This window comes from Pedococcus sp. P2_E2 (genome assembly GCF_056403955.1).
The window spans coordinates 294,076-315,423 of sequence record NZ_JBFUEM010000006.1; the positions used below are offsets into that span (position 1 = coordinate 294,076).

Annotated in this window: 16 protein-coding genes and 3 rRNA genes; 18 read left to right on the plus strand and 1 reads right to left on the minus strand. The window is 66.3% G+C overall.

Translation table 11 applies throughout. The features are described from left to right. Window positions 1-41 precede the first annotated feature (41 nt). Window positions 42-419 (minus strand): hypothetical protein, encoded by a 378-nt coding sequence (locus tag AC1DWR_RS14640; protein WP_477624715.1) that lies wholly within the window; start codon window positions 417-419, stop codon window positions 42-44. Between the two features lie 362 nt (window positions 420-781). Here AC1DWR_RS14640 and argC point away from each other — a divergent pair, with 362 nt between their 5' ends. The 18 genes from argC (at window position 782) to AC1DWR_RS14730 (ending at window position 21,348) form a co-directional block, all read left to right on the plus strand. Further along, window positions 782-1,840 (plus strand): N-acetyl-gamma-glutamyl-phosphate reductase, encoded by a 1,059-nt coding sequence (gene argC / locus AC1DWR_RS14645; RefSeq protein ID WP_477624716.1) that lies wholly within the window; start codon window positions 782-784, stop codon window positions 1,838-1,840. Then, window positions 1,837-2,247, plus strand: coding sequence for an ACT domain-containing protein (locus AC1DWR_RS14650; RefSeq protein WP_477612661.1), 411 nt, complete (start codon window positions 1,837-1,839; stop codon window positions 2,245-2,247). Before argC ends, AC1DWR_RS14650 begins: the two co-directional genes overlap by 4 nt. Further along, on the plus strand, window positions 2,244-3,395 hold the full coding sequence (gene argJ, locus AC1DWR_RS14655; protein ID WP_477624717.1) for a bifunctional glutamate N-acetyltransferase/amino-acid acetyltransferase ArgJ: 1,152 nt from the start codon (window positions 2,244-2,246) through the stop codon (window positions 3,393-3,395). The genes AC1DWR_RS14650 and argJ overlap by 4 nt, the downstream gene beginning before the upstream one ends. After that, window positions 3,392-4,336 (plus strand): acetylglutamate kinase, encoded by a 945-nt coding sequence (gene argB / locus AC1DWR_RS14660; protein ID WP_477624718.1) that lies wholly within the window; start codon window positions 3,392-3,394, stop codon window positions 4,334-4,336. The genes argJ and argB overlap by 4 nt, the downstream gene beginning before the upstream one ends. Beyond that, a complete protein-coding gene (locus AC1DWR_RS14665; RefSeq protein ID WP_477624719.1) occupies window positions 4,336-5,541 on the plus strand; it encodes an acetylornithine transaminase in 1,206 nt (401 codons plus the stop codon). Before argB ends, AC1DWR_RS14665 begins: the two co-directional genes overlap by 1 nt. After that, window positions 5,538-6,491 carry an ornithine carbamoyltransferase gene (argF, locus tag AC1DWR_RS14670; RefSeq protein ID WP_477624720.1) on the plus strand — a complete coding sequence of 318 codons (954 nt, stop codon included), beginning with the start codon at window positions 5,538-5,540 and terminating at the stop codon, window positions 6,489-6,491. The genes AC1DWR_RS14665 and argF overlap by 4 nt, the downstream gene beginning before the upstream one ends. Before the next feature lie 4 nt (window positions 6,492-6,495). Then, window positions 6,496-7,008 (plus strand): arginine repressor, encoded by a 513-nt coding sequence (locus AC1DWR_RS14675; RefSeq protein ID WP_477624721.1) that lies wholly within the window; start codon window positions 6,496-6,498, stop codon window positions 7,006-7,008. Then, a complete protein-coding gene (gene argH / locus AC1DWR_RS14680) occupies window positions 7,005-8,432 on the plus strand; it encodes an argininosuccinate lyase (RefSeq protein ID WP_477624722.1) in 1,428 nt (475 codons plus the stop codon). The genes AC1DWR_RS14675 and argH overlap by 4 nt, the downstream gene beginning before the upstream one ends. A gap of 104 nt (window positions 8,433-8,536) precedes the next feature. Next, window positions 8,537-8,827, plus strand: coding sequence for a hypothetical protein (locus AC1DWR_RS14685; protein ID WP_477612668.1), 291 nt, complete (start codon window positions 8,537-8,539; stop codon window positions 8,825-8,827). Between the two features lies 1 nt (window position 8,828). Next, on the plus strand, window positions 8,829-9,644 hold the full coding sequence (locus AC1DWR_RS14690; protein WP_477612669.1) for a hypothetical protein: 816 nt from the start codon (window positions 8,829-8,831) through the stop codon (window positions 9,642-9,644). Window positions 9,645-9,654: 10 nt separating this feature from the next. Next, a complete protein-coding gene (locus AC1DWR_RS14695; protein WP_477624723.1) occupies window positions 9,655-11,577 on the plus strand; it encodes a fumarate reductase/succinate dehydrogenase flavoprotein subunit in 1,923 nt (640 codons plus the stop codon). After that, window positions 11,574-12,326, plus strand: a complete 753-nt coding sequence (locus tag AC1DWR_RS14700) for a succinate dehydrogenase/fumarate reductase iron-sulfur subunit (RefSeq protein ID WP_477624724.1) — start codon at window positions 11,574-11,576, stop codon at window positions 12,324-12,326. Before AC1DWR_RS14695 ends, AC1DWR_RS14700 begins: the two co-directional genes overlap by 4 nt. Then, complete coding sequence (locus AC1DWR_RS14705) at window positions 12,290-12,952, plus strand: DNA-3-methyladenine glycosylase (protein WP_477612672.1); 663 nt, start codon at window positions 12,290-12,292, stop codon at window positions 12,950-12,952. Before AC1DWR_RS14700 ends, AC1DWR_RS14705 begins: the two co-directional genes overlap by 37 nt. Window positions 12,953-13,015: 63 nt before the next feature. Then, window positions 13,016-14,278: a tyrosine--tRNA ligase gene (gene tyrS / locus AC1DWR_RS14710; protein WP_477624737.1), complete on the plus strand. Its 1,263-nt coding sequence runs from the start codon at window positions 13,016-13,018 to the stop codon at window positions 14,276-14,278. A gap of 692 nt (window positions 14,279-14,970) precedes the next feature. After that, a 16S ribosomal RNA gene (locus AC1DWR_RS14715) occupies window positions 14,971-16,496 on the plus strand. A gap of 352 nt (window positions 16,497-16,848) precedes the next feature. Continuing rightward, a 23S ribosomal RNA gene (locus AC1DWR_RS14720) occupies window positions 16,849-19,961 on the plus strand. Window positions 19,962-20,039: 78 nt separating this feature from the next. Then, a 5S ribosomal RNA gene (gene rrf, locus AC1DWR_RS14725) occupies window positions 20,040-20,156 on the plus strand. Together the 16S, 23S and 5S rRNA genes form the textbook arrangement of a ribosomal RNA operon. A 445-nt stretch (window positions 20,157-20,601) precedes the next feature. Then, a complete protein-coding gene (locus AC1DWR_RS14730; protein ID WP_477612673.1) occupies window positions 20,602-21,348 on the plus strand; it encodes a tetratricopeptide repeat protein in 747 nt (248 codons plus the stop codon).

Below are 21,348 nucleotides of genomic sequence, written 5' to 3' on the forward strand. Positions count from 1 at the left end.
ACGAGCCGGGGTCGTCCATGCTTCGCGGTAGACCCGAGCCCCTAGCCGGGAGGGCCGCACGTGCAGAGTGACACCCTCGGCGTCAGGGTGAGAGTGCCGGACTGCTCGCTATCTCGGAGCGCGAGGGTCGCAGTCGGAACCTTGACGGGTTCGTCACCGGTCACCGCAAACCGCCCGACGACCTGGACCGTGCTGCCAGCAGCGACGCGGAACGGCTCGAACGGGGGCAAGGCCCGAGGCGACGAGGCCACGGCGGCGAATACCTGATCGGGACGAAGGGCGACAGACGCCCCCTGTCCCGCAACTCCCATCGCTGCGCCGAGCTCCACCCCCACGACGTCGATGGCGTGGGCGCAGGGGTTCTGGAGCATCCCCAGGGTGACGTCCCAGAACCGGGCCTTCCTGACGCTGTACTGCACGAACGCAGCGGAGTCGGAAACGTCGACGAATCCGCGGCATGGTGTTGCCTGCGGAGGTCTGGTATCGGCGCCGCGCCCGCCCGCCATGAGGACCGCCAGGAGTGCGAGCCCCGCTACGTGATGCCGCACGTTGACCCCCAGCCGCTGAACGCGGGCGAGTCATCGCGGGCAACGCAGTAGGTGCTGTTGGCAGTGGGCACTCATGCGCACCCCTCCGTTCGTCAGCCTCCCCCCTTGGGCGACTCGAGACAGCACCGTACGAGAAGGTGGCTAGACAAGCCAGAAGACTGGTCAGACCTTTACCCGTCATTCGCCGCCCACGAGTTGTGCATGAGTGTGCACGCTCGTGTATGTTTATGCACATGGTGAGAGCGGCAGTGGCAGGGGCGAGCGGGTATGCCGGAGGCGAGATCCTCCGGTTGCTGCTCGGGCACCCCGAGGTCGAGATCGGCGCGCTGACGGCGGGTTCCAGTGCCGGTCAGCGTCTGGGGGACGTCCACCCCCACCTCACCCCGCTCGCCGACCGGGTCATCGAGGACACCACGCTCGAGGTGCTCGCCGGGCATGACGTGGTGTTCCTCGCCCTGCCTCACGGCCACTCGGCCGCGCTCGCCGCGCAGCTGCCCGACTCGGTCACGGTGATCGACTGCGGCGCGGACTTCCGGTTGCGCGACGAGTCGGCGTGGACGACCTTCTACGACACCCCCTATGCCGGGTCGTGGGCCTACGGCCTGCCCGAGCTGCCCGTGGGCGGTGGCAGCCAGCGCGAGGCGCTCGTGGGGACCAGCCACATCGCAGTACCAGGCTGCTACCCGACTGCCGTCTCGCTGGCCCTCGCCCCCGGGTATGCCGCCGGGTTGCTGTCGGGGGAGGACGTGGTCGTCGTGGCGGCATCCGGCACCTCGGGCGCCGGCAAGTCCCTGAAGCCACACCTGCTCGGCGCCGAGGTGATGGGGGCGATGTCCCCCTACGGCGTTGGTGGGGTCCACCGGCACACCCCCGAGATCGAGCAGAACCTCACGGCGGCCGGGGGAGTGGACAGCACCGACGTCCGCGTGTCCTTCACGCCAACGCTCGCGCCGATGCCACGGGGGATCCTCGCGACCTGCACCGCCCGCCTGGCCGACGGCGTGAGCGACACCGACGCACGCCGCATACGGGAGGCGTGGGCGAAGGCCTATGCCGACGAGCCGTTCGTCCACCTCCTGCCCGAAGGGCAGTGGCCGTCCACCGCGAGCGTCCTGGGCAGCAACTGCGTGCACATCCAGGTCACGTTCGACGACAGGACCGGGCGGGTCATCGCCGTCGCGGCGGTGGACAACCTCACCAAGGGAACGGCAGGTGCCGCTGTGCAGTGCATGAACCTCGCCCTCGGGCTGCCCGAGACAACCGGCCTGCCGATCGCAGGGGTGTCGCCATGAGCCTGCCGTTGCACCTGATGCGGCACGCCGAGCCGGTCGCCTTCGTCCGGCTGCCGGCCGGCCAGGAGCCCGCGTGGGACTGGCGGACCGGCCCGCTGGCCTCGATCACCTACACCGACAGCGAGACCTCGGTGGTCTGCGCGTTCGACTCGGTGCCCAAGGACGCTCGGGTGCAAGGACCGCTGACCGCGTTCGAGATCGCCGGGCCGCTGGACTTCTCGACGGTCGGTGTCCTGTCGGGCCTGCTCGAGCCGCTGGCCAAGCAGGGCATCAGCATCCTCGCGCTCTCGACCTACGACACCGACTGGATCCTCATCGGTTCCGAGCACGCCGACGAGGCGATGGCCACCTGGAAGCGTGGGGGCAACACCGCGGCACCGGCCAGGCTCTCGGGAGGCACCTCATGAGCGTGACCGCAGCGCAAGGTTTCCGGGCGTCCGGCGTCGTCGCCGGCCTCAAGGCCAGCGGAAACCCTGACCTCGCACTCGTCGTCAACGACGGCCCGGACCACCACGGCGCGGCAGTGTTCACCAGCAACAGGGTCGAGGCCGCCCCGGTCACCTGGTCGCGCCAGGTCGTCGGTGACGGCCGGGTCGATGCGGTGGTGCTCAACTCCGGTGGTGCCAACGCGTGCACGGGTGCCCAGGGCTTCGCCGACACCCACGCCACGGCCGAGAAGGTCGCCGAGGTCCTCGGCGTCTCCGCTGGTGACGTCGTCGTCTGCTCGACCGGTCTGATCGGCGAGCTGCTGCCCATGCCGTCACTGCTCGAAGGAGTCGAGCGGGCAGGTGGCGCGCTCGCACCAGAAGGTGGGGTGGACGCCGCGATCGCCATCAAGACCACGGACACGGTCCACAAGGTGGCGCAGGCACAGCGCGACGGCTGGGTCGTGGGCGGGATGGCCAAGGGCGCCGGCATGCTCGCTCCGGCGCTCGCCACGATGCTCGTCGTCGTGACGACCGATGCCGTCGTCGCGCCCGCGGAGCTGGATGGCGTCCTGCGCGCCGCCACGGCCGTGACCCTTGACCGCATCGACTCCGACGGCTGCCAGTCCACCAACGACACGGTCCTGCTGCTGGCGTCGGGCGCCTCCGGCGTCACCGTCGATGCAGCCGAGCTCAGTGCGGCCGTCACCGAGGTCTGCGCGAGCCTCGCCAGGCAGCTCATCGCCGACGCCGAGGGCGCCCGCCACGACATCGCCATCGAGGTGCGGACCGCTGCCTCTGTGGACGACGCGCTCGAGGTGGCTCGCTCGATCGCCCGCAACAACCTGTTCAAGTGTGCGGTCTTCGGCAACGACCCCAACTGGGGGCGCGTGCTCGCCGCCGTGGGCACCACCAAGGCTGCCTTCGCCCCCCACCAGCTCGACGTGTCGATCAACGGCGTCGAGGTATGCCGCGCGGGCGGCGTGGGCGAGGACCGCACCCTCGTGGACCTCACCCCCCGCGAGGTCCACGTGGTCGTCGACCTCCACGCCGGAGACCGCTCGGTCACGGTCTGGACCAACGACCTCACCCACGACTACGTCCACGAGAACTCGGCCTACTCCTCATGACCCCACCGCCCAGCCGTGCGACCAACACCGTTCGCGGCCACATCGGGGCCGCCGCCCTGCGCGTCGCCCAGGGCAAGGCCCAGACGCTCGTCGAAGCGCTGCCCTGGCTCGAGCAGTTCCGAGGCGCCCTCGTCGTCGTCAAGTACGGCGGCAACGCGATGGTGGACGACAAGCTCAAGGCCGCGTTCGCGCAGGACGTGGCCTTCCTGCGGTACGCCGGACTGCGCCCCGTGGTCGTCCACGGCGGCGGTCCCCAGATCGCGACCATGCTCGACCGGCTGGGTCTGCAGAGCGAGTTCCGGGGCGGCCTGCGCGTCACGACGCCCGAGGTGATGGACGTCGTGCGGATGGTCCTCACGGGTCAGGTCGGTCGCGAGCTCGTCGGGCTGCTCAACCAGCACGGTCCCGTGGCCGTGGGGCTGTCCGGCGAGGACGCCGCCCTCTTCGGCGCCCGCCGCCGCGGCACCCGCGTCGACGGTGAAGAGGTCGACCTCGGACTGGTCGGGGACGTCGAGACGGTCAACCCCGGGGCGGTGCAGGACATCCTGGACGCCGGGCGCATCCCCGTCGTGTCCACCGTGGCTCCCGACCTCGACGTCGAAGGCCAGGTCCTCAACATCAACGCCGACACGGCCGCCGCAGCACTGGCCGTCGCGCTCAAGGCCCACAAGCTCGTCATGCTGACTGACGTGGAGGGCGTGTACGCCGACTGGCCGGACCGCGACTCGCTGCTGTCGTCGCTGACCGTGAGAGGGGCGCAGGAGCTGCTCGCCAACGTGGACGCGGGCATGATCCCCAAGCTCGAGGCGTGCATCCGGGCGGTTGAGGGTGGCGTCCCCCAGGCGCACGTCATCGACGGACGCCAACCCCATTCCCTCCTCCTGGAGGTCTTCACCTCCGAGGGGATCGGCACGATGATCGTCCCGGACGAGGAGTCCTGATGGGGGCGCGCAACGACGAGCTGTTGGCCCGCTACCAGCGCTCGGTCATGGGTGTCTTCGGACTTCCGCCTCTGGTGCTGTCGCACGGCAGCGGGTGCCACGTCTGGGACGTCGACGGCAACCGCTACCTCGACCTCGTCGGCGGCATCGCCGTAAACGCGCTGGGCCACGGCCACCCGGCGCTGGTGAGTGCGATCAGCAAGCAGGCTGGCGAGGCGATCCACGTCTCCAACCTCTTCACCTCCGAGGGGCAGATCGCCCTGGCGGAGCGGCTGATCGAGCTCGCCGGCGCCCCAGAGGGCTCCGCCGTCTTCTTCGCGAACTCGGGGGCCGAGGCGATCGAGGCCGCGATCAAGCTGAGTCGCCGCACCGGCCGGTCGGGCATCGTCGCCGCCGAGGGAGCCTTCCACGGACGCACGACGGGTGCCCTGGCGCTGACCCACAAGCCCGCGTACCGCGAGCCCTTCGAGCCACTCATCGCCGGCGTCAGCCACGTCCCGTTCGGCGATGAAGCCGCCCTCCGTGCCGCCGTCACGTCCGAGACCGCCGCCGTCGTCCTCGAGCCGGTGCAAGGTGAGGCCGGCGTGCTGAGCCCCGGCACGGCATACCTCCAGCTGGCCCGTGAGCTGACCCGGGAGCATGGCGCCCTGCTCGTCCTGGACGAGATCCAGACGGGCATCGGCCGCACCGGGACGTGGTTCGCCTTCCAGCAGGCGGGCATCGTCCCCGACGCCATCACCCTCGCCAAGGGGCTCGGCGGGGGAGTCCCCATCGGCGCGCTCGTCGCCTTCGGTCCCGAGGTGGCGGGGCTGCTCACGGCCGGTCAGCACGGCAGCACCTTCGGCGGGAACCCGCTCGCGGCGGCCGCCGGGCTGGCGGTCCTGGAGACCATCGAGGACCAGGGGCTGCTCGCCCACGCCGCGCAAGCCGGACAGCACCTCGCGGATTCCGTTCTCGCGCTTGGTCATCCGCTCATCACGGAGGTGCGCGGGGCCGGACTCCTGCGCGCCATCGTGCTCTCCCGGCCGGTGGCCGCGCAGGTGGCGTCCCTAGCACGCGACGCGGGGTTCATCGTCAATCCCGTTGCGCCGCAGGCGATCCGGCTTGCGCCACCCTTGGTCATCAGCACCGAGGAGCTGGACTCCTTCGTCAACGCCCTGCCCGCGCTGCTCGACGCAGCCACCAACTCCGAGGACACCGCATGAGCCTTCGTCACTTCCTGCGCGACGACGACCTGACCGCCGAGGAACAGGCGCTGGTCCTCCAGCGGGCGCTCGAGCTGAAGGGAGCGCCGTTCTCCCGACGTCCGCTCGAGGGCCCGCGCACCGTGGCCGTGGTGTTCGACAAGCCGACGCTGCGCACCCAGGTGTCCTTCGCCGGCGCCATCACCGGGTTGGGCGGCTACCCCCTCGTGGTGGACGGCAACCTCGCGCAGATCGGGGTCCGCGAGTCCATCGCCGACACGGCGAAGGTACTGGGCCGTCAGTCCGCAGCCATCGTGTGGCGCACCTTCGGCCAGGACCGCATCGAGGAGCTCGCTGCCCACGCCGGTGTCCCGGTCGTCAACGCGCTCACCGACGAGTTCCACCCGTGCCAGATCCTCGCCGACCTCGTCACCGTCCTCGAGCACAAGGGCGCCCTGCCGGGCCTCACGCTCGGTTATGTCGGGGACGGCGCCAACAACATGGCCCACTCCTACCTCCTCGGCTGCGCCCTGGCCGGCATGCACGTCCGCATCGGGACGCCCACCAGTCACCAGCCCGACCCAGCCATCCTCGCGCGGGCGACCGAGATCGCCGCCGCGCAGGGTGGCTCGGTGCTGGTCACCGACGACGCTGCGGCAGCGGTCAAGGGTGTCGACGTCGTGGTCACCGACACCTGGGTCTCGATGGGGATGGAGGGGGAGAAGGGCGAGCGTCAGGGGGCGGCCAGCCCGTTCACGCCGTACGCCGTGACCCAGGAGCTCATGGCCCAGGCGGCGGCCGACGCCATCTTCCTCCACTGCCTGCCGGCCTACCGGGGCTTCGAAGTCGAAGCGGCGGTCATCGACGGACCCCAGTCCGTGGTCTGGGACGAGGCCGAGAACCGCCTCCACGCACAGAAGGCCCTCCTGTCGTTCCTCCTCGAGGGCGCCGAAGGCACAGAGGAGGCCTGAGCCGATGAGCCTCGCTGCCACCCGGACCGGTCGCCAGCAACGGATCGTGACCATCCTCGGGCGCACCGAGGTCCGGTCGCAGAACGAGCTGCTCGACCTGCTCGCCGACGACGGGATCGACGTCACCCAGGCCACCTTGTCGCGTGACCTCCTGGAGCTCGGGGCCGTCAAGGTCCGCTCCGGACGCACGCTCGTCTATGCCGTGCCGGGGGAGGGTGGCGACCGCACCGCTCGTCCGGCGCCCGACCGCACCCAGCTCACCGCCCGACTACGGCGCGTGTGCGAGGAGCTGCTCGTGACGGCCGAGCCGTCGCACAACCTCGTCGTGCTGCGCACTCCTCCGGGGGCGGCGAACTACCTCGCCTCGGCCATCGACCACGCGGCACTGGCGGGGGTGCTGGGCACCATCGCGGGCGACGACACCATCATGGTCATCACCACCGGGACCGCGGCCAGCCGCAAGGTTGCCACCGACCTGCTCGGCCAGGCCACCCCCCACACGGAGGAGAACGAGTGAGCGAGCAGAAGGTCAGCCTCTGGGGCGGACGCTTTGCGGGAGGGCCGGCCGATGCGCTGGCCGCGCTCAGCAAGTCCACCCACTTCGACTGGCGGCTCGCGCAGTACGACATCGCCGGGTCACGAGCCCACGCCCGGGTGCTGCACTCCGCGGGCCTGCTCGACGATGACGGCCTCGACGCCATGCTCGCGGGGCTGGCCCAGCTGGCCGACGACGTGCGCTCCGGGGCGTTCCGGCCGGCCGAGGACGACGAGGACGTGCACACCGCCCTCGAACGCGGCCTGCTCGACCGGGCGGGAGCCGACATCGGTGGGCGGCTGCGCGCCGGCCGGTCCCGCAACGACCAGGTGGCCACCCTGTTCCGGATGTACCTGCGCGACCACGCCCGGTCGGTGGCGGCGTTGGTGCTCGACGTCGTCGACGCGCTCGTCGGCCAGTCCACCAGGAACGCCGACGTGCCGATGCCGGGGCGCACCCACCTGCAGCACGCCCAGCCGGTGCTGCTCGCACACCACCTGCTCGCCCACGCCTGGGCCCTGTTGCGCGATGTCCAGCGGCTCCAGGACTGGGACGCGCGGGCTGCGGTCTCGCCATACGGCTCCGGCGCCCTCGCTGGCTCCTCGCTCGGCCTCGACCCCGAGGCGGTCGCCGCAGACCTGGGGTTCACCACATCGGTCGAGAACTCCATCGACGGCACCGCCTCCAGGGACTTCGTCGCCGAGTTCGCCTTCGTCGCCGCCATGACCGCGGTCGACATCTCACGGCTCGCCGAGGAGGTGGTGATCTGGGCGACCAAGGAGTTCTCCTTCGTCAGGCTCGACGACGCCTACTCGACCGGGTCGAGCATCATGCCGCAGAAGAAGAACCCCGATGTCGCCGAGCTGGCGCGCGGCAAGGCTGGTCGCCTCGTCGGCGACCTGACCGGCCTGATGACCACCCTCAAGGCGTTGCCGCTGGCCTACAACCGCGACCTCCAGGAGGACAAGGAGCCGGTGTTCGACGCCGTCGACACCCTCGAGGTCCTCCTGCCGGCGTTCAGCGGGATGGTGGCGACGATGGTGTTCGACACCGACCGGCTCGCCTCGCTGGCGCCGCAGGGCTTCTCGCTGGCCACCGACATCGCCGAGTGGCTGGTCCGTGAGGGAGTGCCGTTCCGGGTGGCCCACGAGGTCGCCGGCGCGTGCGTCAGGGTCTGCGAGGACCGGGGGATCGAGCTGTGGGACCTGACCGACGCCGACCTGGCGGAGGTCTCGGAGCACCTGACGCCGGGAGTTCGCAGCGTCCTGTCCGTCGAAGGCTCGCTGGCCTCGCGGAACGCCAAGGGAGGCACCGCACCGGAGCGGGTCGCGGAGCAGCGGAACCGGGTCGTGGAGGCAGTCAACGCTGCCCGTGCGTGGGCCAGTGAGCCCATCGTGGTGCGCTGACGGCATACCCATCGGCCGGCTTCCGAGAAATCTCGGGAGCCACGCGATAGGTTCGTGACGCGGGTCACAGGCGATCCGCATCCTCCTTGCGAAGGGAAGGTGTCATGGGCGTCAGCGACGACCTCACGGCGGCTGCGGGACACGTGGCCGGGCTCCGACGGGCGGTGACCGCGCTCTCCAAGGAGCTCGGCAACACCATCGACATCCAGCGGCTGCGCGACGACGTCGTGCGCCTTGCCGACGACGTCGACCTCGTGGCCCGAGGTGCCGGAGTGGGCTCCCAGGACCGCGCCGGAGGCCCGGGCGAGATCGTCTTCATCACGGACGAGGAGTACGACCCTTCGCTGTGGTCCGACGCCGAGGACGAGGGCGTCGGCCCCTCCAGGGACCACTGAGGTGGCCTACGTCCCCTTCAGCGGAGGCGTTCATGCACCAGGCCGGGCCCGCATCGCGGCTCGCACGCTGCGCGAGGACCGCTGGTGGCTCCAGCCGTTCGTCACCTTCGTCTGCTTCACGGCCTGGCTCCTCTATGGCCTGGTTCGCGCGAGCCTCCAGAAGGACTACTTCGTCGCCGACTACGGCTACCTCACGCCGTTCTACTCGCCCTGCCTGTCCACCTCGTGCGTCCCCGGGTCGACGCACTTCGGCACGCCCTTCGGCGAGTGGCCCGCGCTCATCCCGTTCGCTGCGCTGACACTGCCGTTCCTGCTGCTCTTCCGGCTGACCTGCTACTACTACCGCAAGGCCTACTACCGCTCGTTCTGGGTCAGCCCGCCCGCGTGTGCGGTTCCCGAGGCGCACCAGGCCTACTCCGGGGAGACCCGGTTCCCGCTCATCATGCAGAACCTGCACCGCTACTTCTTCTACGCCGCCGTGGTTATCTCGCTCATCAACACCTACGACGTGCTGCACGCGTTCCGGGGCAGGGACGGCGGCTTCGGGCTGGGTCTGGGCACCTTGATCCTGCTGGCCAACGTCGTGCTGCTGTGGTGCTACACCCTTGGCTGCCACTCGTGCCGCAACATCGTCGGAGGGCGGCTCAACCACTTCAGCAAGCACCCGCTCCGCTACAAGGCCTGGGGCCTCGTGGGCAAGCTCAACGCCCGCCACATGACCTTCGCCTGGGTGACCCTCGGCAGCCTCGTGGTGACCGACGCCTACATCGCGCTGGTGGCTTCCGGCTCGATCTCCGACCTCCGCCTCATCAACTAAGGGACCGCCTGTGACCGACCTCGAACGCCACGAGTACGACGTCATCGTCATCGGAGCCGGCGGTGCCGGGCTGCGGGCGGCGATCGAGGCTCGCGAGCAGGGGCTGCGGACCGCTGTGATCTGCAAGAGCCTGTTCGGCAAGGCGCACACGGTCATGGCCGAGGGCGGCATCGCGGCGTCGATGGGCAACGCCAACGCGAAGGACAACTGGGAGACCCACTTCCGCGACACGATGCGTGGCGGCAAGTTCCTCAACAACCCGCGGATGGCCGAGCTCCACGCCAAGGAAGCCCCCATGAGGGTGTGGGAGCTCGAGACCTACGGCGCGCTCTTCGACCGCACTCCCGACGGCAAGATCAGCCAGCGCAACTTCGGGGGCCACGAGTACCCCCGGCTCGCGCACGTCGGCGACCGCACCGGCCTGGAGCTGATCCGCACCCTCCAGCAGAAGATCGTCAGCCTCCAGCAGGAGGACCACCGCCAGACCGGCGACTACGAGAGCCGGCTCCGGGTCTTTGCCGAGCTCACCATCAGCGACATCCTCAAGGGCGAGGACGGCGCCGTCTCGGGTGCGTTCGGCTACTGGCGCGAGTCAGGCCGCTTCGTGCTGTTCTCTGCGCCGGCCGTCATCCTCGCCACGGGGGGTATCGGCAAGTCCTTCAAGGTCACCAGCAACTCGTGGGAGTACACCGGCGACGGCCACGCGCTGGCCCTGCGCGCCGGCGCCTCGCTCGTCAACATGGAGTTCATCCAGTTCCACCCCACGGGCATGGTCTGGCCGCCTTCGGTCAAGGGCATCCTCGTCACCGAGTCGGTGCGCGGCGACGGCGGAGTGCTGCGCAACTCCGAGGGGAAGCGCTTCATGTTCGACTACGTCCCCGACGTCTTCCGTGGCCAGTACGCCGACACGGAGGAGGAGGCGGACCGCTGGTACAAGGACCCCGAGAACAACAAGCGACCCCCAGAGCTGCTGCCGCGTGACGAGGTGGCCCGCGCCATCAACAACGAGGTCAAGGAGGGGCGCAGCTCACCCCATGGTGGCGTCTTCCTGGACGTGTCCACGCGCCTGCCCGCCGAGGAGATCCGCCGCCGGCTCCCGTCGATGCACCACCAGTTCAAGGAGCTGGCCGACGTCGACATCACGGCCGAGCCCATGGAGGTCGGCCCCACGTGCCACTACGTCATGGGCGGCGTCGAGGTCGACGCCGACACCGCGGCCACCAGCGTGCCCGGACTGTATGCCGCGGGCGAGGTTGCCGGGGGCATRCACGGTTCCAACCGCCTCGGCGGAAACAGCCTGTCGGACCTGCTCGTCTTCGGCCGCCGGGCGGGTGTTGGCGCGGCGGAATACGTTGGTGCACTGGGGAACTCACGTCCCGCCATCAGCGACGCCGACGTCGACCAGGCCGCCGAGACGGCACTGGCGCCGTTCCGGGAGGCCTCGGAGAATCCCTACACGCTCCACCAGGAGCTCCAGCAGAAGATGAACGACCTCGTCGGGATCATCCGGCGTGAGGGTGAGGTGCGCGAGGCCCTCGACATGCTTGACGACCTTGACGAGCGCGCCAAATCCGTTGGGGTGGAAGGCCATCGGCAGTTCAACCCCGGATGGCACCTCGCACTCGACCTCCGCAACATGCTCGCGGTGTGCCGCTGCGTCGCCCTCGCGGCACTGGAGCGCACCGAGTCCCGCGGTGGACACACCCGCGAGGACTTCCCGGCCATGGACCCGCAGTGGCGAGGGGTCAACCTGATCTGCACGCTCGACGAGTCCGGCGGCGTGCAGCTCAAGCGGCAGCCGGTGCCCGAGATCCGCCAGGACCTGCTCGAGCTCTTCGAGCGCACCGAGCTGTCCAAGTACCTCACCGAACCCGAACTGTCCCGCCTCGACGCGGGCGGAGCCGACAGCGCGCAGGGGAGTGATCAGTCATGAGCTACGAGGCGAAGTTCAAGGTGTGGCGCGGCGACGCCACAGGCGGTGGTCTGGAGGACTACGCGGTCGAGGTCAACGAGGGTGAGGTCGTCCTCGACATCATCCACCGGCTCCAGGCGACCCAGACGCCCGACCTCGCGGTGCGCTGGAACTGCAAGGCCGGCAAGTGCGGGTCGTGCAGCGCCGAGATCAACGGCATGCCGCGGCTGCTCTGCATGACCCGGATGAGCACGTTCACGGAGGACCAGACCATCACGGTGACGCCGCTGCGGACCTTCCCGGTGATGCGCGACCTGGTGACCGACGTGTCCTTCAACTACCAGAAGGCGCGTGAGGTGCAGGCGTTCTCCCCACCCGCGGACCTGCAGCCCGGCGAGTACCGCATGCAGCAGGTCGACGTGGAGCGCAGCCAGGAGTTCCGCAAGTGCATCGAGTGCTTCCTCTGCCAGGACGTCTGCCACGTGGTGCGCGACCACGAGGACAACAAGACGAACTTCGCGGGCCCGCGCTTCCTGATGCGGGTCGCGGAGCTCGACATGCACCCGCTCGACACGGCAGACCGCCGTCCGGCGGCCAAGGAGGAGCACGGGCTCGGCTACTGCAACATCACCAAGTGCTGCACCGAGGTCTGCCCCGAACACATCAAGATCACCGACAACGCGCTCATCCCGCTCAAGGAGCGCGTCGTCGACCGTCACTACGATCCCGTCGTGTGGCTCGGCAACAAGATCCGTCGACGCGGCGCCTGACGAGGTCCTTCTTCGCCGGCGACGTGCTCGACGTCGCCCCGGCGCTGCTCGGGGCCACCATCACGCACGCGGGCGTCACCGTGCGGCTTACCGAGGTGGAGGCGTATGCCGGGACGGCCGACCCCGGGTCGCACGCCTTTCGTGGGCCGACGCCGCGCACGGAGGTGATGTTCGGCCCGGCCGGCCACCTGTACGTCTACTTCACCTACGGCATGCACTGGTGCGCGAACATCGTGTGCGGCCCGCGCGGTGAGGCCAGCGCAGTCCTCCTGCGCGCCGGTGAGGTGGTGGCAGGCGAGGACCTCGCGGCTTCCCGACGCGTCGGGGTGGCGCGTCGCGACTGGGCGAGGGGTCCGGCCCGCCTCGCGACGACCCTCGCGCTGCGCGGCGAGCAGTCCGGCCTCGACGCCTGTATGCCGCGTGGCCCCGTCACGCTGGAGGGTCCGGCCCGCGGCGAGTGTGACTACCCCGTCCGGTCCGGTCCCCGCGTCGGGGTGTCGGGTGCAGGGGGTGACGACGCGGCATACCCCTGGCGGTTCTGGCTGGACGGTGACCCCACCGTCTCGGCGTACCGACCGGCACGGGATCGACCAACCACGTCCCGTGCACGCCGGCCACCGGCATAGGGCAGGCTGTGCGACGTGCCGCGACAGCGCGGCACGTCGTGCGACGCGAAGGAGCGACCCACCGTGAGCAACATCCTCGACGAGCTGCAGTGGCGGGGACTGGTGGCCCAGACCACCGACGAGTCCGCGCTGCGCGACGCCCTCGCCGACGGGCCGATCACGGCGTACTGCGGCTTCGACCCCACCGCACCGTCACTGCACTTCGGGAACCTCGTCCAGCTGGTGGTGATGCGACACCTGCAGCGAGCAGGCCACCGGGTCATCTGTCTCGTCGGTGGGTCGACCGGGCTGATCGGGGACCCCCGACCCTCGTCCGAACGTGTCCTCAAGACGAAGGAGCAGACCGCCGAGTGGGTGGCGAACATCGAGCGGCAGGTGCGTCCCTTCCTGTCCGTCGAGGGCGACAACCCCGCGATCTTCGTCAACAACCTCGACTGGACCGCCCCGATGTCGGCCCTGGACTTCCTGCGTGACATCGGGAAGCACTTCCGGGTCAACCAGATGGTGAAGAAGGACGCGGTGGCGGCCCGGCTGAACTCCGAGGAGGGGATCTCCTACACCGAGTTCAGCTACCAGCTGCTGCAGGGCCTGGACTACCTCCAGCTGTTCCGCGACTACGGCTGCACGCTGCAGACCGGTGGGCAGGACCAGTGGGGCAACCTCACCGCGGGGTCCGACCTCATCCACCGGGTGGAGGGCGAGTCGGTGCACCTGCTGACGACGCCCCTGCTCACGGATGCCGCCGGCAACAAGTTCGGCAAGAGCGAGGGCAACGCCATCTGGCTGTCCCCCGATTTGACCAGCCCCTACGCCTTCTACCAGTACTGGATCAACACCGAGGACGCCTCGGTGGTCACGCTGCTCAAGGTCTTCACCGACAGGTCGGCCCCTCAGATCGCGGGGCTCGAGAAGTCGCTGGCGGAGAAGCCGTTCCTTCGTGAGGCGCAGAAGGCCCTGGCGRCCGATGTGACGACGCTCGTCCACGGAGCGGCGGCGACGGCCGCTGTGCAGGCTGCCTCCGAGGCGCTGTTCGGCAAGGGGGACGTGTCGGCGCTCGATGAGCAGACCCTCGTCGACGCGACCGGCGAGCTGCCCGGGGGAGAGGTGGCCGTGGGGATGTCGGTCACCGAGGCCCTCGTGGCGGTGGGACTGGTGGACTCCCGCAACGCAGCCCGCCGGGCGATCGGTGACGGCGGCGCCTCGCTCAACAACGTCAAGCTGGCTGACCCGGAGCAGGTGCTGCAGGAGTCCGACTTCCTGCACGGGCGGGTGGCGCTGCTCCGCCGGGGCCGCAAGTCCCTGGCCGCAGGGCGACGGCGTTCCTGAGGCCCACAGGCCGCTGACCAGCGGATTTGTGTTTTGCAGCAGGCGCCGTCTACTGTTCTCGACGTCAGCCCGACAGGGAGGAACGGACACCACCGCGGTGAACGAAAGTTCACGCGAAGTAGGCCGGTCCCGGGGCAGACCCCACCGAACAGCAACTGGGAAACCAGGACGCTTCGGAGCGCCCGCAAGGGTGGTCAGGAGCGGGTCGAGAGACTGCTACAGTGGGCGCCCCGCCGCAAAGCAAGCGCTTCGCCGGAGGGCATCCGCACCGCCTGAAAGGGCAGTCGGACGCCGGACAGCGAGTTTCTGGAAACAGAGACAGCCTGCTAGAGTGGGACACCTCGCGGAGAGCCAAGCGCGCTCGATCCACCGCTTCCTGCTGGAAGCGCAAGGATTTGACGCCCAAGAGCGATGCGAGTAACTTTGAAGGGTTGCCCCGGAGACGGACCGAAAGGTCAGTCGATGGTGCGCGTCCGAACCTTGAGAACTCAACAGCGTGTCAAAAATCGATGCCAATTACCTCGTCTCGAGGTGGCAGCGAACCAGGCCTACGGCTTGGGGATGCAGTCACGTCGAACGAAAATCCTTTGGTTGACAATGAATTTCTAGCAATAGCTAGTTGTTCTTGCTCAGTCAGTGAAACAACCCTTCTTGGGTAGCAGTTTCGTGGTCTTCGGACCACGAGCTAAACATCAATGGAGAGTTTGATCCTGGCTCAGGACGAACGCTGGCGGCGTGCTTAACACATGCAAGTCGAACGGTGACGGTGGGAGCTTGCTCCTACCTGATCAGTGGCGAACGGGTGAGTAACACGTGAGTAACCTGCCCCAGACTCTGGAATAACCCCGGGAAACCGGAGCTAATACCGGATACGAGACGAAGCTGCATGGCTATCGTCTGGAAAGTTTTTCGGTCTGGGATGGACTCGCGGCCTATCAGCTTGTTGGTGAGGTAATGGCTCACCAAGGCGACGACGGGTAGCCGGCCTGAGAGGGCGACCGGCCACACTGGGACTGAGACACGGCCCAGACTCCTACGGGAGGCAGCAGTGGGGAATATTGCACAATGGGCGAAAGCCTGATGCAGCGACGCCGCGTGAGGGATGACGGCCTTCGGGTTGTAAACCTCTTTCAGCAGGGAAGAAGCGAAAGTGACGGTACCTGCAGAAGAAGCACCGGCTAACTACGTGCCAGCAGCCGCGGTAATACGTAGGGTGCGAGCGTTGTCCGGAATTATTGGGCGTAAAGAGCTTGTAGGCGGTTTGTCGCGTCTGCTGTGAAAATCCGGGGCTCAACCCCGGACTTGCAGTGGGTACGGGCAGACTAGAGTGTGGTAGGGGAGACTGGAATTCCTGGTGTAGCGGTGAAATGCGCAGATATCAGGAGGAACACCGATGGCGAAGGCAGGTCTCTGGGCCACTACTGACGCTGAGAAGCGAAAGCATGGGGAGCGAACAGGATTAGATACCCTGGTAGTCCATGCCGTAAACGTTGGGAACTAGGTGTGGGTCTCATTCCACGAGATCCGTGCCGCAGCTAACGCATTAAGTTCCCCGCCTGGGGAGTACGGCCGCAAGGCTAAAACTCAAAGGAATTGACGGGGGCCCGCACAAGCGGCGGAGCATGCGGATTAATTCGATGCAACGCGAAGAACCTTACCAAGGCTTGACATATGCGAGAACGCTGCAGAGATGCAGAACTCTTTGGACACTCGCATACAGGTGGTGCATGGTTGTCGTCAGCTCGTGTCGTGAGATGTTGGGTTAAGTCCCGCAACGAGCGCAACCCTCGTTCTATGTTGCCAGCACGTAATGGTGGGGACTCATAGGAGACTGCCGGGGTCAACTCGGAGGAAGGTGGGGATGACGTCAAATCATCATGCCCCTTATGTCTTGGGCTTCACGCATGCTACAATGGCCGGTACAAAGGGCTGCGAAACCGCGAGGTGGAGCGAATCCCAAAAAACCGGTCTCAGTTCGGATTGGGGTCTGCAACTCGACCCCATGAAGTCGGAGTCGCTAGTAATCGCAGATCAGCAACGCTGCGGTGAATACGTTCCCGGGCCTTGTACACACCGCCCGTCAAGTCACGAAAGTCGGTAACACCCGAAGCCGGTGGCCCAACTCTTTGAGGGGGAGCCGTCGAAGGTGGGACTGGCGATTGGGACTAAGTCGTAACAAGGTAGCCGTACCGGAAGGTGCGGCTGGATCACCTCCTTTCTAAGGAGCACTGGTCGCGAAAGCGATCCAGAGCCTGGTCTGTAGGCGTACGTCCTACACCAGGAGCTCAAGGGTGGAACATCGATTATTTGGCGCTGACATCAACTCGCAAGCAAGTACAGGTCTTCGGACTGGGAACGCGACCGAGAGGGTGCCGGCGCCTGACACGTTGTTGGGTCCTGAGGGCTTCGGGCGAAAGCTTGAACCTCAGGCCGGTAGATCGGCCAGGACCCTTCCCACGGATGAACCACCGCACGGTGCTGTTGAACAGACACACTGCGGTAGGCACCGACACGGGGAAGGGGCCGCCCGTACCTTGAGAACTACACAGTGGACGCGAGCATCTTTGTAAACTCAAGTTTATAAGGGCAAACGGTGGATGCCTTGGCACCAGGAACCGAAGAAGGACGTAGGAATCTGCGATAAGCCTCGGGGAGTCGATAACCAGACTGTGATCCGAGGATTTCCGAATGGGGAAACCCGGCTGGAGGCAAGTCCAGTCACTCCCGCCTGAACACATAGGGCGGGTAGAGGGAACGTGGGGAAGTGAAACATCTCAGTACCCACAGGAAGAGAAAGCAACCGCGATTCCGTGAGTAGTGGCGAGCGAAAGCGGAACAGGCTAAACCGATCATGTGTGATAGCTGTCAGGCGTTGCATGGTCGGGGTCGTGGGACTTTTCAGTCAGTACTGACATTCTGACATGGAGTCAAAAATGCGCGTTATAGTCGAAGGGCATTGAAAGGCCCGGCACAGAGGGTGCGACCCCCGTAGACGAAATGATGTGCACTCCAGAGAAGTATCCCAAGTAGCACGGGGCCCGAGAAATCCCGTGTGAATCTGGCGGGACCACCCGCTAAGCCTAAATATTCCCTGGTGACCGATAGCGGACAAGTACCGTGAGGGAAAGGTGAAAAGTACCCCGGGAGGGGAGTGAAATAGATCCTGAAACCGTTTGCCTACAATCCGTTGGAGCCTCCTTGTGGGGTGACAGCGTGCCTTTTGAAGAATGAGCCTGCGAGTTAGTGCTCAGTGGCGAGGTTAACCCGTGTGGGGAAGCCGTAGCGAAAGCGAGTCCGAATAGGGCGATTTAGTCGCTGGGTCTAGACCCGAAGCGGAGTGATCTACCCATGGCCAGGTTGAAGCGACGGTAAGACGTCGTGGAGGACCGAACCCACTTAGGTTGAAAACTGAGGGGATGAGCTGTGGGTAGGGGTGAAAGGCCAATCAAACTCCGTGATAGCTGGTTCTCCCCGAAATGCATTTAGGTGCAGCGTCACGTGTTTCTTACCGGAGGTAGAGCTACTGGATAGCTAATGGGCCTCACCAGGTTACTGACGTTAGCCAAACTCCGAATGCCGGTAAGTGAGAGCGTGGCAGTGAGACTGCGGGGGATAAGCTCCGTAGTCGAGAGGGAAACAGCCCAGACCACCATCTAAGGTCCCTAAGCGTGTGCTAAGTGGGAAAGGATGTGGAGTTGCATTGACAACCAGGAGGTTGGCTTAGAAGCAGCCACCCTTTAAAGAGTGCGTAATAGCTCACTGGTCAAGTGATTCCGCGCCGACAATGTAGCGGGGCTCAAGCACACCACCGAAGCTGTGGCATTGACACTTTGCCCGGCCGTGACATCTGAGGATCCACGGTCCAAGCGTGTTGATGGGTAGGGGAGCGTCGTGTGGCCAGGGAAGCGGCGGAGTGATCCAGCCGTGGAGGCCACACGAGTGAGAATGCAGGCATGAGTAGCGAATGACGGGCGAGAAACCCGTCCGCCGAATATCCAAGGGTTCCAGGGTCAAGCTAATCTGCCCTGGGTAAGTCGGGACCTAAGGCGAGGCCGACAGGCGTAGTCGATGGACATCCGGTTGATATTCCGGAACCGGCGAAGAACCGCCCATGACGAACCTAGTGATGCTAAGCGCCTGAAGCTCGATGACGTCTTCGGACTGATTCGAGTGGAGCGCGCGACCCGATCTAGTACTAGTCAAGCGATGGAGAGACGCAGGAAGGTAGCTGAGCGTGGCGATGGTAGTCCACGTCTAAGGGTGTAGGGAGTGAGATAGGCAAATCCGTCTCACACATATCCTGAGACCTGATGGGTAACCCGTATGGGTGAAATCAGTGATCCTATGCTGCCAAGAAAATCTTCTAGCGAGGTTCGAGCCGCCCGTACCCCAAACCGACTCAGGTGGATAGGTAGAGAATACCAAGGCGATCGAGTGAATCGTGGTTAAGGAACTCGGCAAAATACCCCCGTAACTTCGGGAGAAGGGGGGCCCTGATCGTGACGGCACTTGCTGCCCGAGCGTGATCGGCCGCAGAGACCAGGGAGAAGCGACTGTTTACTAAAAACACAGGTCCGTGCGAAGTCGCAAGACGATGTATACGGACTGACGCCTGCCCGGTGCTGGAAGGTTAAGAGGACGGGTTAGTTCTTCGGGACGAAGCTCAGAATTTAAGCCCCAGTAAACGGCGGTGGTAACTATAACCATCCTAAGGTAGCGAAATTCCTTGTCGGGTAAGTTCCGACCTGCACGAATGGCGTAACGACTTCTCCACTGTCTCAACCACGAACTCGGCGAAATTGCACTACGAGTAAAGATGCTCGTTACGCGCAGCAGGACGGAAAGACCCCGGGACCTTTACTACAGCTTGGTATTGGTGTTCGGTACGGCTTGTGTAGGATAGGTGGGAGACTTTGAAGCCGGCACGCCAGTGTCGGTGGAGTCAACGTTGAAATACCACTCTGGTCGTTCTGGATATCTAACCTCGGTCCGTGATCCGGATCAGGGACAGTGCCTGGTGGGTAGTTTAACTGGGGCGGTTGCCTCCTAAAAGGTAACGGAGGCGCCCAAAGGTTCCCTCAGCCTGGTTGGCAATCAGGTTTTGAGTGTAAGTGCACAAGGGAGCTTGACTGTGAGACAGGCATGTCGAGCAGGGACGAAAGTCGGGACTAGTGATCCGGCGGTGGCTTGTGGAAGCGCCGTCGCTCAACGGATAAAAGGTACCCCGGGGATAACAGGCTGATCTTGCCCAAGAGTCCATATCGACGGCATGGTTTGGCACCTCGATGTCGGCTCGTCGCATCCTGGGGCTGGAGTAGGTCCCAAGGGTTGGGCTGTTCGCCCATTAAAGCGGTACGCGAGCTGGGTTTAGAACGTCGTGAGACAGTTCGGTCCCTATCCGCTGTGCGCGTAGGAAACTTGAGAAGGGCTATCCCTAGTACGAGAGGACCGGGATGGACGAACCTCTGGTGTGTCAGTTGTTCTGCCAAGAGCACGGCTGATTAGCTACGTTCGGAAACGATAACCGCTGAAAGCATCTAAGCGGGAAGCGTGCTTCAAGATGAGGTTTCCATGGACTTAGGTCCGAGAGGCTCCCAGCTAGACTACTGGGTTGATAGGCCAGACGTGGAAGTGCAGTAATGCATGTAGCTGACTGGTACTAATAAGCCGATAACTTGATTACAAAGATGCTACGCGTCCACTGTGTGGTTCCCGAGATACGGTCGGGAAACTGAACCACTGATTGATATCTCCATAGAGTTTCGGCTGTCATAGCGAAGGGGAAACGCCCGGCTCCATTCCGAACCCGGAAGCTAAGCCCTTCAGCGCCGATGGTACTGCACTGGTTACGGTGTGGGAGAGTAGGACGCAGCCGGACATACTTTCAAAAGGGCCATCCCCATCGGGGATGGCCCTTTTGCATTCCCTTTTGCCTTTGATTCCCGGGGCATGAGCCCCGGCCCAGGGCCCGCAGCCCGTGGGCGGTGGTGCCCCGGGATGACCGCAGTCCGTAGACTGCGACCGATTACGTGCATAGCGAGGAGCAGATCGTGCCCGAGAACCAGCCAGGCCGAGGTGGCCAGGACCGTCGTCCCTCATCGGGTGGTGGTCGTCCCACCGGTGGTGGCCCCTCCAACGGACGCCCTGGCAGCGACCGCGGTGGTCGAGGTGGATCGAGCCCGCGTGGCGCGTCCGCGTCCCGCGGCGGTTCGGCACCTCGCGGTGGGTCACGGGATGCCAGTGCGTTCGACAATGGCGAGCGCGGCGGTCCACGTCTGGCCCCGAAGAAGCCCAAGCTGCCGGAACCTCGCATCGCCGATGGTGTGACGGGCAAGGAGCTGGATCGTTCGGTGCACCAGCAGCTGCGCACCCTGAGCAAGGAGAATGCCGAGGGGGTCGCGCAACACCTGGTGATGGCCGCGGCCCTGCTCGAGGTGGACGACCTCGAGAGCGCTGAGGCCCACGCCGAGACAGCGGTTCGTCGGGCTGGACGAGTCCCGGCCGCCCGCGAGGCGCTCGGCCTGGTGGCGTACCGCAAGGGGGAGTGGGCACGGGCCCTCAGCGAGTTCCGCACCGCGCGCCGACTCAGCGGCTCCTCGCACCTGCTCGCGCTCATGGTCGACTGCGAACGCGGTCTCGGCCGGCAGGAGCGCGCCCTCGAGCTCGCCATGTCTCCGGAGGCGAAGACCCTGGCCGTGGAGGACCGGGTCGAGCTGGCCATCGTGATCTCCGGCATCCGTCGCGACCTCGGTCAGCTGGAGGCTGCCCAGCTGGCGCTGGAGATTCCCCAGCTCAAGGCGGGGCGCAAGCCCTGGACGGCGCGGTTGTCCTATGCCTACGCCGAGACACTCCTGGCCCTCGGCCGTGAGGACGACGCCCGAGAGTGGTTCGCGCGGGCGGCCGACGCTGACGACGACCTGGAGACCGACGCCGCCGAGCGTCTCGCCGAGCTGGACGGCGTCATCCTGACCGACCTGCTCGAGGGTGAAGAGGACGACGCGGACGAGGGCGAGAGCGCCGCAGACACCCCGTCCGCTGGCGGAAGGGCTCCCCGCGAGGACGCCCGCTAG